The following is a 12,895-nucleotide window of genomic DNA, read 5'->3' as shown; positions in this document are numbered from 1 at the left end:
CGATTCCAGACAAAATAACAGCAAATACGATTGAAAGAAGGTCGCCATCATGGATATATTACTGGCTCTTCTCCCGGCTTTATTTTGGGGGAGCATCGTGTTATTTAACGTCAAATTAGGCGGCGGGCCTTACAGCCAGACGCTGGGAACGACAATCGGGGCGCTCATCGTTTCGTTTGTGCTATATCTGTTTGTCCACCCGGTGCTGTCTGGGCGCATTTTTATTGTCGGCATCATCTCGGGGCTGTTTTGGTCGCTCGGCCAAAGCAATCAGCTTAAAAGCATACAGCTGATGGGCGTTTCAAAAACGATGCCGATATCAACGGGAATGCAGCTCGTCTCGACTTCTTTGTTCGGTGTGATCGTATTCAAAGAATGGTCAACCCCGATCGCGATTACGCTGGGTATTCTCGCCCTTATTTTTATCATCGTCGGGATTGTGCTCACATCTTTAGAAGATAAAAAGGGGCGGGCGGACGGAGAACCGGGAAACTTAAAAAAAGGCATTGTCATCCTGCTGATCTCCACGCTCGGTTATTTGGTCTATGTCGTTGTGGCCCGGCTGTTCGGCGTATCCGGATGGTCAGCGCTTCTGCCGCAGGCGATCGGGATGGTCATCGGGGGACTACTCCTGACGTACAAGCATAAACCGTTTAATAAGTACGCCCTCAAGAACATTCTGCCGGGAATCATCTGGGCGCTCGGGAATATGTTTCTGTTCATCTCACAGCCGCGCGTCGGAGTTGCGACAAGTTTTTCCCTTTCTCAAATGGGGATCGTCATCAGCACGCTCGGCGGAATCTTCATTCTCCGTGAGAGCAAAACGAAGCGTCAGCTGGTCGCCATTGCCATCGGGATTATCCTGATCATTGTGGCCGCGGTATTCTTAGGCGTTGCGAAATCAAATTCATAACATATGCAGGAGGTTTGAACATGTACACGGATTTAAAAGGAAAAGTCGTTGCCATTACGGGAGCTTCATCAGGATTAGGAAAAGCGATGGCGATCCGCTTCGGACAGGAGCAGGCGAAAGTCGTGGTTAACTACTATAGTAATGAAAAAGACGCCCAAACCGTTAAAGAAGAGATTCAAAAAGCGGGAGGCGAAGCGGTCATCATTCAAGGAGACGTCACAAAAGAAGAAGATGTCAAAAACATCGTGCAGACCGCAGTGAAGGAATTTGGCACATTGGATGTCATGATCAATAACGCCGGCATGGAAAATCCGGTTCAGTCGCATGAAATGCCGCTCAAAGACTGGAACAAAGTCATCAATACCAATCTGACCGGCGCTTTCTTAGGAAGCCGCGAAGCCATTAAATATTACGTAGAGAATGATATTCAAGGAAACGTCATTAACATGTCAAGCGTACATGAAATGATTCCATGGCCGCTGTTTGTTCACTACGCGGCAAGTAAAGGCGGCATCAAATTGATGACGGAAACGCTGGCGCTTGAGTACGCGCCGAAGCGCATCCGTGTCAACAACATCGGGCCGGGCGCCATTAATACGCCGATCAACGCGGAAAAATTTGCAGATCCCGTTCAGAGAAAAGATGTGGAAAGCATGATTCCGATGGGATATATCGGTGAGCCGGAAGAAATCGCGGCTGTCGCCGTCTGGCTTGCTTCAAAGGAATCAAGCTATGTGACCGGCATTACGCTGTTTGCTGACGGCGGAATGACAAAATATCCGTCATTCCAGGCAGGACGCGGATAAGAAAAAAAGCGATCGCAGGCTCTTTAGAGCCGGATCGCTTTTTGCTTACGCGCGTTTTTTCTTTACAAGCGCCGCGATGGAAAGGATAATCGCCGCAGCTGACAGAACGATGGCCGCAATATCAAGCGCTGATACGCCGGATTTGCTTTCTTCGTTTGACTGTTCAGCTCCGTGCGCATCCGTCACGCTGGCCGATTTCGTGATTTTCGTAATTGAGTGAGGCGTGTCGGCTTTCTCATCACCCGTCCATTCTACAATGCTGCCGTCTTTGTAATATTGGTAAGCGTCCCAAGCGGCATCTCCGCTCTTTTCAGGATTTTTCGCAACGAACGTGAACTGCTGGAATTGGCCGGGCTGAATGCCGCCGTCCTTTGCTTCCCAAGTGACGGAGACCGCTTTGTCATCATGTTTGGATACGGATGTTTTCCAGCCCGGAATCGGCTGATACTGCTGAAATTCAACGCCGGCGGGCATTTTCAGTACGACTTTCGTTGTCGGCTCATTCTTTTCCACAGGCACTTTCATCGTGTACGTTTCCCAAGAACCGGCCGCGGATTCCGCGGGTTTGACTGAGACGTGGGCGCTTGCTGTCGCCGTAAAACCGACGAGTGACAGGGTCACGGCGGATATGAATAATAAAGCCTTTTTTTTCAACATGAGATACACTCCTTAGTTTGTCGTTGAGAATATTTGGTTGATTTCATTAAAATCGTTTGTCAGCCCGTGGACTTTGATCTTCCAGTTTCCCTTTTCGGTGATGGACAGGTTGGCGGCTTCGAATGTGCCTTCCTTCGTCTTCTTCAAATCAAAGGTGCTTTCATGCTGTTTGCCGCTGAAGCCCGTCTGGTAAACAGTGACCGTAAATTGCTGAATGTCTTTTACCAAGCTGCCGTTGTGATCGGTGACAATGACTTGAAATTCATTTTTCCCCGGCTGGTTCGGCGTAATGTGCAAGGACAGGGTTTCCCCGTTTCCGATCGTTTCTGAGCCGTTAAAAGGCAATGGCGCAGGCGGCGGCGGGCTGGGCAGGCTTGTGAAGACGGCGGTTGTGAATAATACCGCGATGCCTAGTGCCCATTCGGCCTTTATCGTTGCGCTGATGCTCCTTTTTCTGCTGAACTTCGTCATCCATACGTGAACGGCGCCGAGCGCAAGCATGATGACAAACAGTCCGATTTTCAAAAGGAGCGTCTTACCGTAAGCGGTGTGAAAGAGTGAATCAAACGTGCGGATAATGAAAAATCCGTTCAGCACACCTGAAAATAACAGCACGCCGACAGAGGCGAACGCCCAAGGAGAAAACCGTCTGACCGTTTCCCAAGCGATGGTTTTATCGGGTTTTCTCCACTCTGATGAAAGAAGCAGCACAAGCGCGGCGATACCGCCCATCCATACAGACGCGGCCGATAAATGGAGAAAGTCCATTGCGATGCCGACCGCTTTTTCGTCGATAACCGCCGCGTGCCCGGCGAATGCTTTTGCCAAAAGCGAAGCGAAGAAGAACAACAGCGGCGCCGTCCAGTACGCAAATGACCGGAATGCTTTCTTCTTCAGCAGCGGGATCATGGACAGGGCGAGCAGGATAAATAAGCTGATCTGGATCATCCAGACGTACCCGCCTGCCGTTTTCAGAAGCGTTTCTTTTACATAGTCCGGCTGAAACGCGGCGCTCCAAGCGCCGCCCGCGTTTTCTTTCGTCTGGATCGGGAGCTGGCAGATAAGCGCGAGCCCCGTTAAACACAAAGAAATCACGAGCAGCTTTACAGTTCGTTTTGCTTTTGATGAATCTTTATTATTTCTGTACCAAAACAGATGGAAAAAAGCCGTGCCGATAAACAGGGAGAGAGCGGTGTACAAAATACCGCGGTCGATGGCCGCTTCGGGATGAAGCGCCGCTTGCGATGATGTCTGCTCCTGAAGTTCTCCGCCGGCTTTTCCGATACTGAAAGGGATGACGCCGGATACCGGATGTCCGTCGGCCGATACCGCGTTCCATTCCGCTCTGTAAATATCATGCGGCAGGTTTTTTTTCAATGCCGCGGTCATGATGCGGGCATCATTTTTTTGAATCACCGTTTTGCCCGCGTCAACCCGTTCGCCGGATGAATTATAGACCTTAATGGAGTGGAAGCCTTCTTCAATCTGTTCATTAAACTCAATTTCAATCTGCTTCGGCGCTTGTTTTAATTCGCTGTTCTCACCCGGATTTGAGTTTGTGATGTAGGCGTGGGCGAAGCTTGTTTTCGGAATCAAAACAAGGAACAGCAAAAAGATGAGCCAGCGTTTGTTCTGTCTCATGGATGATGACACCGCCTTCCGGTTGGTTGTTGTTATGTCTTGCTGCAGGTGCATCCCTTCTGCCTGTCGTGTAAGATGATGTCCGCCGCCTCGTCAAAGGTGCAAATGACCCCGCCGAATCCTTTTTGAAACCGTTCTGCGTAATCAAGCGTTGAGAAGGGAATCGCCTGAGGCCGGCAGCAGTGAAGGTCAATATCGGCATGGACTAAAAAGTATGCGGAAGCGGCCGTCAGCGTCGTCTGAAGAAGAAAATCTTTACAAATGACGTGGGACACTTCTTCCTTTTTATCCTCATACCGCAAAATCGCGCAATGAATGCAGCACATCTGCTCAACGGCTTGTGAAACGGTAATAAGCTGAACAGAATACGAATGCTGAATCGGCCGCAGGCAATAGCCGCATTGATTGGCGCTTCGTTCTGAAGCGGGCGGGAGCGTAATGCCGCCGGGTGTCCGGATAATCCGGTTTGCATCCGCCAGCTGATTGACGTCTCTGTACACGGTCATCTCGGAGACGCCGAATCTCTCGCTTATGTCAGAGATTTTCAGCGCGCCCTCTTCTTTCAGCCATTCAAGCAAGGTTTGCTGTCTGTGAATCGGAAGCAATTCTGCATCCTCCTTTTTATGCGAATGAGTGATGAACCTCCCTCTAAGAGTAGATGTTTTCACAAATGCACACAAGAGCCTGATGATAAAATATGTGAAAAAATGTTGAACAATCACAAATGTAAAAGACGTAGTCAGACTCTGTTATAATAGAAGAGTTGAATGGAGGAATAAACATGAAAGAAACGACCTGCCCGAACTGCGGCAAGCCGATTACAGGCGACATGGTCAGATCATCCATGATCCCGTGCCAGTTTCAGTGCGGGCATTGCCATGTGAAATTGCGTGAATATAAAGTATCAGCTCCGATTATGGCTGCGGCCATTGCGATCACGGTGCTTTTGATTTATCTTGTGCAGATGGCCAGAACCGCCGTCATGCCGATGTTTCCGGCAGCGCGGTATGTGCCGGCCGCCATTTTCGCGCTCGTATGTGCGTATCCGGTGTTTATTATCAGTGAGCGGCTCATTGCCAAACTCGTTGTCACAAAAGGACACATTATATACAGAAAGCGGTAAGACACCTTTGATGAGGTGTCTTTTTTTTGTTAAGGATTTGTCACAGTCTCTGTGCCAAACTCCTCTTTACTTTTCATTGAATGGGGATTGTAAGCGTTTTATGATGAAGACACAGGGGAGAGAGAAACCCCGTGTCTTATTTATTTTCATCTGAAGGCAAGCAAACAGGGAGGGAATGAACATGCAGCAAGAACAGCAAGCTGGCATGAAAGTGAAGATACAGCGGTTCGGCAGTTATTTAAGCGGTATGATCATGCCGAATATCGGCGCATTTATCGCATGGGGAATTATCACCGCGCTGTTTATTCCAGCGGGATGGTTTCCGAATCCGCAGCTGAATACATTGGTAAGCCCGATGATTACGTATCTACTGCCGCTTTTAATCGCATATACGGGCGGAAAAATGATTTACGATCACCGCGGGGGAGTCGTCGGAGCGACGGCGGCCATCGGAGTCATTGTCGGAGCGGACATTCCGATGTTCTTAGGGGCAATGATTATGGGGCCTTTGGGCGGTTATCTCATTAAACAATTAGACCGTGTGTTTAAAGATAAAGTCAGACAGGGTTTTGAAATGCTGATCAACAACTTCACGGCGGGAATTATCGGAGCTGTGCTGACGATTATCGCGTTTTATGCGATCGGCCCGGTCGTCCTGTCTCTTAACAAATTGCTGGCGGCGGGTGTGGAAGTCATTGTCCACGCGAATTTGCTGCCGATTGCAAGCGTTTTCGTAGAACCGGCGAAAGTCCTGTTCCTGAATAACGCGATCAACCACGGCATTTTAAGTCCGATCGGAATCGAGCAGGCCGCCAAAGCGGGTAAATCCATTCTGTTCTTAGTGGAAGCGAACCCCGGGCCGGGACTCGGTATTTTACTGGCATATATGTTCTTTGGGAAAGGCTCTTCAAGATCGACGGCTCCGGGAGCGGCGATCATTCATTTCTTCGGGGGGATTCATGAAATCTATTTCCCTTACATTTTAATGAAACCGATGCTGATCCTCGCGGCGATTGCCGGGGGAGCGAGCGGGCTGCTTACATTTTCGATCTTTAACGCGGGTCTTGTTGCCGCATCATCTCCGGGAAGCATCATCGCCATTTTGGCGCTGACGCCGAAAGGAAGCTATCTCGGCGTGCTGGCGGGCGTCATCGTTGCCGCGGCCGTATCGTTTATCGTTTCGGCGCTTATTCTGAAATCGTCTAAAGCGGGTGAAGAAGATTTGACAGCCGCGGCGGAAAAAATGCAGGAAATGAAAGGCAGGAAAAGCGAAGCGGCGGCCGCGTTGGCAGACAAAGAGGAAGAGCCGGAAAACAGCGCCGCTGATATTTCCGCCGACCAAGTCAGCCGCATTATCTTCGCATGCGACGCGGGTATGGGATCGAGCGCAATGGGCGCCTCCATTTTAAGAAACAAAGTGAAAAAAGCAGACCTGGATATTGATGTGACAAATACGTCGATCAATAATCTTCCGAATGACGCGGATATCGTCATTACGCATAAGGACCTGACTGACCGCGCGAAAGCGAAGCTGCCGCAGGCGGTGCACATTTCGGTTGATAATTTCTTGAACAGCCCGAAATACGATGAACTGATTGAAAAGCTTAAAAACTAATCAAACAGAAAGAGGGATCTTCATCATGGAAGTATTGGCTAAAGCGAACATCAAACTGAACCAGACGGTGAACTCAAAAGAGGATGCCATCCGCCTCGCGGGACAGACATTGATTGATAACGGCTACGTGAAGAACGGCTATGTGGAAAAAATGTTCGAACGTGAAGAAACATCATCCACGTTTATGGGGAATTTCATCGCGATCCCGCACGGCACGGAAGATGCAAAGGATGAGGTGCTTCATTCAGGCATTTCCGTCATCCAGATTCCGGACGGTGTTGAATACGGTGAAGGCAATACGGCAAAGGTCGTTTTCGGTATCGCCGGAAAAAACAATGAACACTTAGACATCCTGTCAAACATCGCCATCATCTGCTCAGAGGAAGAAAACATCGAACGGCTGATCAGTGCAAAGACGGAAGAAGAACTGGCCGCTATTTTCAGCGAGGTGAACTGACATGATTGCCCTTCATTTCGGAGCGGGAAACATCGGGCGGGGCTTTATCGGCGCCCTGCTCCATCATTCCGGCTATGACGTAGTTTTCGCTGATGTGAATGAAACGATGGTCAGCCTTCTCAATGAAAAGAAGGAATATACCGTGGAGCTTGCCGACGGCGGCCGGCAGACCGAAATCATCGGCCCCGTTTCAGCCATCAACAGCGCGGTGCAAGAACAAGAGCTGTACAGGCTGATCAATGAAGCGGCGATCATTACGACGGCGGTGGGCCCGAACGTTCTCAGACTCATCGCCCCGTCCATCGCGGAAGGGCTGAAGCGCAGAACGTCCTCTGAGCCTCTCAATATCATTGCCTGTGAAAATATGATCGGCGGCAGCAGTTTTCTGAAAAAAGAAGTTTTCGGACATTTGACGGAAGCGGAGCGGGAACTCGTGAACCGGACGGTCGGCTTCCCGGATTCTGCGGTGGATCGGATTGTGCCGATTCAGCACCATGAAGATCCGCTGAAAGTATCCGTAGAACCGTTTTTTGAATGGGTCATAGACAGAACCGGCTTTGCCGGCGGCCAGCCGGTACTGGAAGGTGCGTTGTTTACGGATGATCTTACGCCTTTCATCGAGAGAAAGTTGTTTACCGTCAATACCGGCCATGCCGTTACGGCGTACGTCGGCTATCAGCGCGGATTAAAAACCGTCAAAGAGGCCATCGGCCATCCGGAAATCCGGCGTGTCGTGTACGATGCACTTTCAGAAACGGGCGAGTACTTGGTGAAAGCGTACGGCTTTAAGCAATCCGAACACGAGCAGTACATGAAGAAAATCATCGGCCGCTTTGAAAATGAATACATCACGGATGATGTGACAAGAGTCGCCAGATCACCGCTTAGAAAACTCGGAGCGAATGACAGATTAGTAGGGCCGGCCAAAAAAATAAAAGAACCGAACGCGCTGGCAGAAGGCATCGCCGCCGCCCTGCGCTTTGACTATCAGGATGATCCGGAAGCGGTTGAGCTGCAAAAGCTTATCGCGGAAAAAGGCACGAGCGGCGTTCTTCAAGACATTTGCGGTATTCAGCCGCATGAGCCGCTGCACGGCATCGTGCTCAAAAAGCTCAATCAATAAAAATGAACCCGCGTCGGGGGACGCGGGTTTTTTCTTGCGTTATAATGAGAGAGAAGGGAGGCTGCGTGATGAATCAGAAGCTATTGCCCCATCGTTTTCCGTTTCTTTTGATTGACGGCACGACGAACAGTGAAGCCGGAAAATGGGCGGCTGCTTACAAAAACATCAGTGAAAATGACTGGTTTATAACTGAATCCCAAAGAGAGATGCCATTTTCGTTCATCGTTGAAGCAATGGCCCAAACGGCGGCTTGCGCGGGAATTACCGGCGGTGACGGCCTCGGTCTCTTATCCGCGGTGAAGAAAGCGGAAAGGTTAGGTGCCGCTTTGCCGGGAGACCGTCTGGATCTTTTTTTTGAGGTCACGCGAATCAGACGCGGTTTTGTGTTCGGCCGGGCGAAAGCTTCCGTTGCCGGGAAGCCTGTGGCGGAAGCTGAGCTCAGCATATTTATCCAGCCATCGTAAAAAAAGCCGCCTCCAGCGGCGGCTTTCGGACAAGTCTGTTATTTTGTATCATAATCTCTTTCACTTTGTGAATTGTCCCTTTGGTCATGTTTGTGTTTTTCGTCATTGGCGTTTTCTTTCAGCTCTTCCAGCGGAATCGGATCGGTTAAATCATGATGTTCAGGATTTTCATTCGGTTTGTTCTTTTGTTTTCTTTCTTTCATCCTCCATCACCTCAATATTTCTTTTCCTCAACGTTCTCCCCGCCAAACGCAGGAAGCGGTTTTTTGTTCCTGCGGGTCATATGTATTAAAATAGAGACGACTACATTATAAAAAGTGAGGTACATATATGCCGATACAAAGAGAAGACGCAGATATTAAACTGATCGCGATTGATATGGACGGAACCCTGCTCAATGACGAGCAGCTCATCCCGGAGGAAAACCGGCGGGCGATCAAGGAAGCGGAGGCGAAAGGAATTCACGTCGTCATCAGCACAGGACGCACGCTGATGACCTGCCGCGAACTGGCTGAGTCTCTCGAGCTGTCATCCTTTTTAATCACGGCAAACGGCAGCGAAATCTGGGATTCCAACTTTGAGCTGGTTGAGCGCAAGCTTCTTCATACCGATCATATTCAAAAATTATGGGATCTGCGGAATAAGCACAACACGAATTTCTGGGCCTCTACCGTCGATAGAGTGTGGAGAGGGGAATTCCCGGAAACGATTACGGATCATCAGTGGCTTAAGTTCGGATTCGAAATCGAGGATGACGAAGTGCGGAATGAGGTGCTGAAAGAGCTCAAAGAATACAAGGAGCTCGAGATCACAAACTCAAGTCCGATCAACATCGAAGTCAATGCCCTCGGTATCAACAAAGCGGCTGCGCTTGCGAAGGTATCGGAAAAACTCGGCTTCACGATGGAAAATGTGATGGCCATGGGTGACAGTCTGAATGACATTGCCATGATTGAAAAAGCGGGTGTCGGCGTCGCCATGGGGAATGCGCAGGACATTGTGAAAGAAACAGCTGACTGGGTGACTGATCTCAACACGGAAAACGGGGTCGCCAAAGCGATCCGCCACTGGGTGTTATAATAGAAAAAAGAGAGAGTCTCAGTATGAGACTCTCTCTTTTTTGTTTTGTCAGATTTGTGACTAGGTCCATGGTAGGTTTTCTGACAAAAGGATGTTCAAACCTGTCAGAATTAAATATAATGAAGAGAAATCCAACAATTCGGAATAGTCATTCCGAATAGCGGAATGATAATAATATAAAACGTTTACAATACAGGAGGGATCTTATGTTTCAGATTGACATCAATTGTGATTTAGGAGAGAGTTTCGGTGCTTATAAAATCGGGCTGGATGAAGAGATTTTGGACTATGTGACATCTGCAAACATCGCCTGCGGCTTTCATGCGGGTGATCCCAGCGTGATGCGCAAAACGGTTGCGCTTGCGGCGGAAAAAGGCGTGAAAATCGGCGCTCATCCGGGACTGTTCGATCTTCAGGGATTCGGGCGGCGGCAGATCGCGATTACACCCGAGGAAGCGTATGATCTGACGCTGTACCAAATCGGCGCGCTGTCAGGTTTTTTAAAAGCAGAAGGTGTCGAGATGCAGCATGTGAAGCCGCACGGCGCTTTATATAATATGGCCGCCGTCAATCCCGGCCTGTCAGAAGCCATCGCTCAGGCGGTCTGTCATTTTGATCCCGGGCTTATTCTTTTCGGGCTTTCCGGAAGCGAGCTGATTAAAGCGGGAGATCGAATCGGACTGAGGACGGCAAGCGAAGTGTTTGCGGACCGCACCTATCAGGAAGACGGCACGCTGACGCCGCGTTCAGAGCCGGATGCGCTGATTCAGGATGACAAAAAAGCGGTCGGTCAAGTGATTCAAATGGTGAAAGACAGCACGGTGACATCACGTAAGGGACAAGCTGTAAGCCTGAAAGCGGACACGGTCTGCATTCACGGAGACGGAGCCCACGCCCTCACATTCGCAAAAACAATCAAAAAAGAATTAAAAGCGGCAGACATTCAAATCAGCGCGCTTGCAAAAGACTGAGCAGCAGAGGGAGGAAGACAGCATGGAGCAAAAGAAAAAAACAGCCGGAAAGGCTTCCGGCAGATGGTCGCTTCTTTTAGGCGCGACATTTTTGATGGCGACATCATCAATCGGGCCCGGCTTTCTGACGCAAACGGCCACGTTTACCAATACATTGGCGGCAAGCTTCGGCTTTATCATTTTAATTTCTATTATTTTGGACATTTTCGCGCAAACCAATGTATGGCGGATTATCGCGGTTTCCGGAAAGCGCGGCCAAGAGATTGCCAATATGGTGCTTCCGGGCGCCGGTTATGCCATTGCTTTTCTGGTCGTGCTCGGCGGACTTGCGTTTAATATCGGAAACATCGGCGGCGCGGGTCTCGGTCTTCAAGTATTATTCGGGATCAAACCGGAGATCGGCGCTTTAATCAGCGCAGCGGTCGCGGTGCTGATTTTTGTCATAAAGGAAGCCGGAAAAGTCATGGATCGTTTTATGCAGATCGCCGGCATCGTCATGATCGTATTGACGGTGTATGTTGCCGTAACGACGGCTCCGCCGGTCGGACACGCCGTTGTGAAAACTTTTATGCCTGATCATATCAGTGTGCTGGCGATCGTGACGCTTGTCGGCGGCACAGTCGGCGGATACATTACATTTGCCGGCGGCCACCGTTTGCTTGATTCAGGCATCCAAGGGAAGGAAGTCATTCCTCAGGTCACGAAAAGCTCCATCACAGGCGTTCTGATTACATCGATTATGCGGATTGCCCTGTTTCTCGCCGTGCTCGGCGTCGTCTCAAAGGGCCTGAGCATTGATCCTGATAATCCCGCGGCTTCTGTATTCCGGCTTGCGGCGGGAAATGTAGGCTATAAAATTTTCGGCGTCATCATGTGGTCTGCCGCTATCACGTCTGTCATCGGCGCCGCCTATACATCGGTGTCATTCTTCAAATCGTTTTCAACAAAAATCGAAAAGCACTCACATGGCGTAATTATCGGTTTTATCATCGTATCCACTCTTATTTTTGTCACGATCGGCCAGCCTGCCAAAATTCTGGTCGCGGTCGGTTCGCTTAACGGCTTAATTCTGCCTCTTGCATTAGCGATGATTCTGTTGGGCGCTTATAAGAAAAAAATCGTCGGCGATTACAAGCATCCGATCTGGCTCACGATTGCAGGGGCGATCGTAGTGGTTGTCATGGCGGTTATGGGCATCTATACATTATTCACGCAGATGCCGCAGCTATGGAGCTGATGATATGAAAAAACATATGAGAGACATGAGCCCCGAAGAAGTCAGACAGCTGATCAGGAAAGGGCAGATGACCGGGCCGACGGCGGGGTTGGCCGCTTCTTACGCACAAGCCAATCTCGTCGTTTTGCAAAAGGATCTTGCCTTTGATTTTCTCTTATTCTGCCAGCGCAATCAAAAGCCTTGTCCGGTGCTTGACGTGACGGATGCGGGTTCACCCGTTCCGGCAATAGCGGCGCCGGGAGCTGATATCCGGACGGACTTGCCGAAATACAGGATTTATCGGCATGGCGTGCTTACTGAAGAGGTAACGGATATTACGCCGTATTGGAAGGATGATGATGTCGGGTTTTTGATCGGCTGCAGTTTTTCATTCGAGCAAGCCCTTATCAATCAGCAAATTCCAATCAGGCACATCGATGAGGGTGTGAATGTCCCCATGTATAAAACAGACATTGACTGTGTTCCCGCCGGCCCGTTTTCGGGAAAGATGGTCGTCAGCATGAGACCGATTCCGGAAAGACTGGCAGTCCGCGCGGCGCAGGTCACGTCACGTTTTCCCGCCGTGCACGGCGCCCCCGTCCGCATCGGAAATCCGCAAAGCATCGGTATCAGCGATTTGCATCAGCCGGATTTCGGAGATGCCGTAACGGTGCGGGAAGGCGAAGTTCCCGTATTCTGGGCTTGCGGCGTTACGCCCCAGGCGGTGATCATGGAAGCAAAGCCTGACATCGTAATAACACATTCACCGGGGCACATGCTGATCACCGATATACGAAATGAATCGCTTGCTGTCCTGTAAAGTGAGAAA

Annotated in this window: 15 protein-coding genes; 11 read left to right on the top strand and 4 right to left on the bottom strand. The window is 50.0% G+C overall.

The genetic code is table 11. From position 1 onward, the window contains the following. The first annotated feature begins 49 nt into the window (after window positions 1–49). Entirely contained in the window at window positions 50–913 is an 864-nt protein-coding gene (locus tag AR442_RS02605) for a RhaT/GlcU family sugar-proton symporter (RefSeq protein WP_014416913.1), read from the top strand. Window positions 914–933: 20 nt separating this feature from the next. Then, window positions 934–1,719: a glucose 1-dehydrogenase gene (gdh, locus tag AR442_RS02600; RefSeq protein WP_015416819.1), complete on the top strand. Its 786-nt coding sequence runs from the start codon at window positions 934–936 to the stop codon at window positions 1,717–1,719. 45 nt (window positions 1,720–1,764) lie between these two features. Here the strand turns inward: gdh and AR442_RS02595 are convergent, their stop codons facing one another. Genes AR442_RS02595 through AR442_RS02585 form a run of 3 tightly spaced genes read right to left on the bottom strand, consistent with a single transcriptional unit; the run spans window position 1,765 to window position 4,622 of the window. Then, the gene (locus AR442_RS02595; RefSeq protein WP_007410287.1) at window positions 1,765–2,376 is read right to left on the bottom strand and encodes a YcnI family copper-binding membrane protein; all 612 of its coding nucleotides are present in this window, start codon (window positions 2,374–2,376) and stop codon (window positions 1,765–1,767) included. A 12-nt stretch (window positions 2,377–2,388) separates the two neighbouring features. Continuing rightward, on the bottom strand, window positions 2,389–4,017 hold the full coding sequence (locus AR442_RS02590; RefSeq protein WP_014416914.1) for a copper resistance CopC/CopD family protein: 1,629 nt from the start codon (window positions 4,015–4,017) through the stop codon (window positions 2,389–2,391). Between the two features lie 32 nt (window positions 4,018–4,049). Continuing rightward, window positions 4,050–4,622 carry a DeoR family transcriptional regulator gene (locus AR442_RS02585; RefSeq protein WP_007609432.1) on the bottom strand — a complete coding sequence of 191 codons (573 nt, stop codon included), beginning with the start codon at window positions 4,620–4,622 and terminating at the stop codon, window positions 4,050–4,052. Window positions 4,623–4,798: 176 nt separating this feature from the next. Here AR442_RS02585 and AR442_RS02580 point away from each other — a divergent pair, with 176 nt between their 5' ends. The 5 genes from AR442_RS02580 to AR442_RS02560 all read left to right on the top strand — a co-directional run bounded on the left by AR442_RS02580 (window position 4,799) and on the right by AR442_RS02560 (window position 8,799). Next, on the top strand, window positions 4,799–5,140 hold the full coding sequence (locus AR442_RS02580; RefSeq protein ID WP_014416915.1) for a hypothetical protein: 342 nt from the start codon (window positions 4,799–4,801) through the stop codon (window positions 5,138–5,140). A gap of 175 nt (window positions 5,141–5,315) precedes the next feature. After that, on the top strand, window positions 5,316–6,755 hold the full coding sequence (locus AR442_RS02575) for a PTS mannitol transporter subunit IIBC (RefSeq protein ID WP_014720723.1): 1,440 nt from the start codon (window positions 5,316–5,318) through the stop codon (window positions 6,753–6,755). 25 nt (window positions 6,756–6,780) lie between these two features. Next, the gene (locus tag AR442_RS02570) at window positions 6,781–7,212 is read left to right on the top strand and encodes a PTS mannitol transporter subunit IIA (RefSeq protein ID WP_012116817.1); all 432 of its coding nucleotides are present in this window, start codon (window positions 6,781–6,783) and stop codon (window positions 7,210–7,212) included. A gap of 1 nt (window position 7,213) precedes the next feature. Continuing rightward, window positions 7,214–8,335 (top strand): mannitol-1-phosphate 5-dehydrogenase, encoded by a 1,122-nt coding sequence (locus AR442_RS02565; protein ID WP_014416916.1) that lies wholly within the window; start codon window positions 7,214–7,216, stop codon window positions 8,333–8,335. A gap of 68 nt (window positions 8,336–8,403) precedes the next feature. Beyond that, window positions 8,404–8,799, top strand: a complete 396-nt coding sequence (locus tag AR442_RS02560; protein WP_014416917.1) for a 3-hydroxyacyl-ACP dehydratase FabZ family protein — start codon at window positions 8,404–8,406, stop codon at window positions 8,797–8,799. A 38-nt stretch (window positions 8,800–8,837) separates the two neighbouring features. Here the strand turns inward: AR442_RS02560 and AR442_RS20255 are convergent, their stop codons facing one another. Then, window positions 8,838–9,002, bottom strand: coding sequence for a hypothetical protein (locus AR442_RS20255; protein WP_003156294.1), 165 nt, complete (start codon window positions 9,000–9,002; stop codon window positions 8,838–8,840). 127 nt (window positions 9,003–9,129) lie between these two features. Between AR442_RS20255 and AR442_RS02555 the strand changes: the two genes are divergently transcribed. The 4 genes from AR442_RS02555 to AR442_RS02540 all read left to right on the top strand — a co-directional run bounded on the left by AR442_RS02555 (window position 9,130) and on the right by AR442_RS02540 (window position 12,886). Then, window positions 9,130–9,879 (top strand): Cof-type HAD-IIB family hydrolase, encoded by a 750-nt coding sequence (locus AR442_RS02555; RefSeq protein ID WP_014416918.1) that lies wholly within the window; start codon window positions 9,130–9,132, stop codon window positions 9,877–9,879. A gap of 206 nt (window positions 9,880–10,085) precedes the next feature. After that, window positions 10,086–10,850, top strand: coding sequence for a 5-oxoprolinase subunit PxpA (locus tag AR442_RS02550; protein ID WP_007609444.1), 765 nt, complete (start codon window positions 10,086–10,088; stop codon window positions 10,848–10,850). Window positions 10,851–10,872: 22 nt separating this feature from the next. Then, complete coding sequence (locus AR442_RS02545) at window positions 10,873–12,087, top strand: NRAMP family divalent metal transporter (protein WP_014416919.1); 1,215 nt, start codon at window positions 10,873–10,875, stop codon at window positions 12,085–12,087. Window positions 12,088–12,091: 4 nt separating this feature from the next. Next, window positions 12,092–12,886, top strand: coding sequence for a putative hydro-lyase (locus AR442_RS02540; RefSeq protein ID WP_014416920.1), 795 nt, complete (start codon window positions 12,092–12,094; stop codon window positions 12,884–12,886). Window positions 12,887–12,895: the final 9 nt, after the last annotated feature.

Source organism: Bacillus velezensis (assembly GCF_001461825.1).
GTDB classification, from domain to species: Bacteria; Bacillota; Bacilli; order Bacillales; family Bacillaceae; genus Bacillus; species Bacillus velezensis.
Note: the sequence above shows the minus strand (reverse complement) of the source record. Positions and strands in the feature narration are given on the sequence as shown.

Coding starts and splice junctions, on each gene's coding strand:
- AR442_RS02565 (WP_014416916.1), top strand. CDS start 7,214: ATGATTGCCCTTCATTTCGGAGCGGGAAACATCGGGCGGGGCTTTATC.
- AR442_RS02575 (WP_014720723.1), top strand. CDS start 5,316: ATGAACATGCAGCAAGAACAGCAAGCTGGCATGAAAGTGAAGATACAG.
- AR442_RS02560 (WP_014416917.1), top strand. CDS start 8,404: ATGAATCAGAAGCTATTGCCCCATCGTTTTCCGTTTCTTTTGATTGAC.
- AR442_RS02550 (WP_007609444.1), top strand. CDS start 10,086: ATGTTTCAGATTGACATCAATTGTGATTTAGGAGAGAGTTTCGGTGCT.
- AR442_RS02545 (WP_014416919.1), top strand. CDS start 10,873: ATGGAGCAAAAGAAAAAAACAGCCGGAAAGGCTTCCGGCAGATGGTCG.
- AR442_RS02590 (WP_014416914.1), bottom strand. CDS start 4,017: ATGAGACAGAACAAACGCTGGCTCATCTTTTTGCTGTTCCTTGTTTTG.
- AR442_RS02595 (WP_007410287.1), bottom strand. CDS start 2,376: ATGTTGAAAAAAAAGGCTTTATTATTCATATCCGCCGTGACCCTGTCA.
- AR442_RS20255 (WP_003156294.1), bottom strand. CDS start 9,002: ATGAAAGAAAGAAAACAAAAGAACAAACCGAATGAAAATCCTGAACAT.
- gdh (WP_015416819.1), top strand. CDS start 934: ATGTACACGGATTTAAAAGGAAAAGTCGTTGCCATTACGGGAGCTTCA.
- AR442_RS02580 (WP_014416915.1), top strand. CDS start 4,799: ATGAAAGAAACGACCTGCCCGAACTGCGGCAAGCCGATTACAGGCGAC.
- AR442_RS02555 (WP_014416918.1), top strand. CDS start 9,130: ATGCCGATACAAAGAGAAGACGCAGATATTAAACTGATCGCGATTGAT.
- AR442_RS02570 (WP_012116817.1), top strand. CDS start 6,781: ATGGAAGTATTGGCTAAAGCGAACATCAAACTGAACCAGACGGTGAAC.
- AR442_RS02540 (WP_014416920.1), top strand. CDS start 12,092: ATGAAAAAACATATGAGAGACATGAGCCCCGAAGAAGTCAGACAGCTG.
- AR442_RS02605 (WP_014416913.1), top strand. CDS start 50: ATGGATATATTACTGGCTCTTCTCCCGGCTTTATTTTGGGGGAGCATC.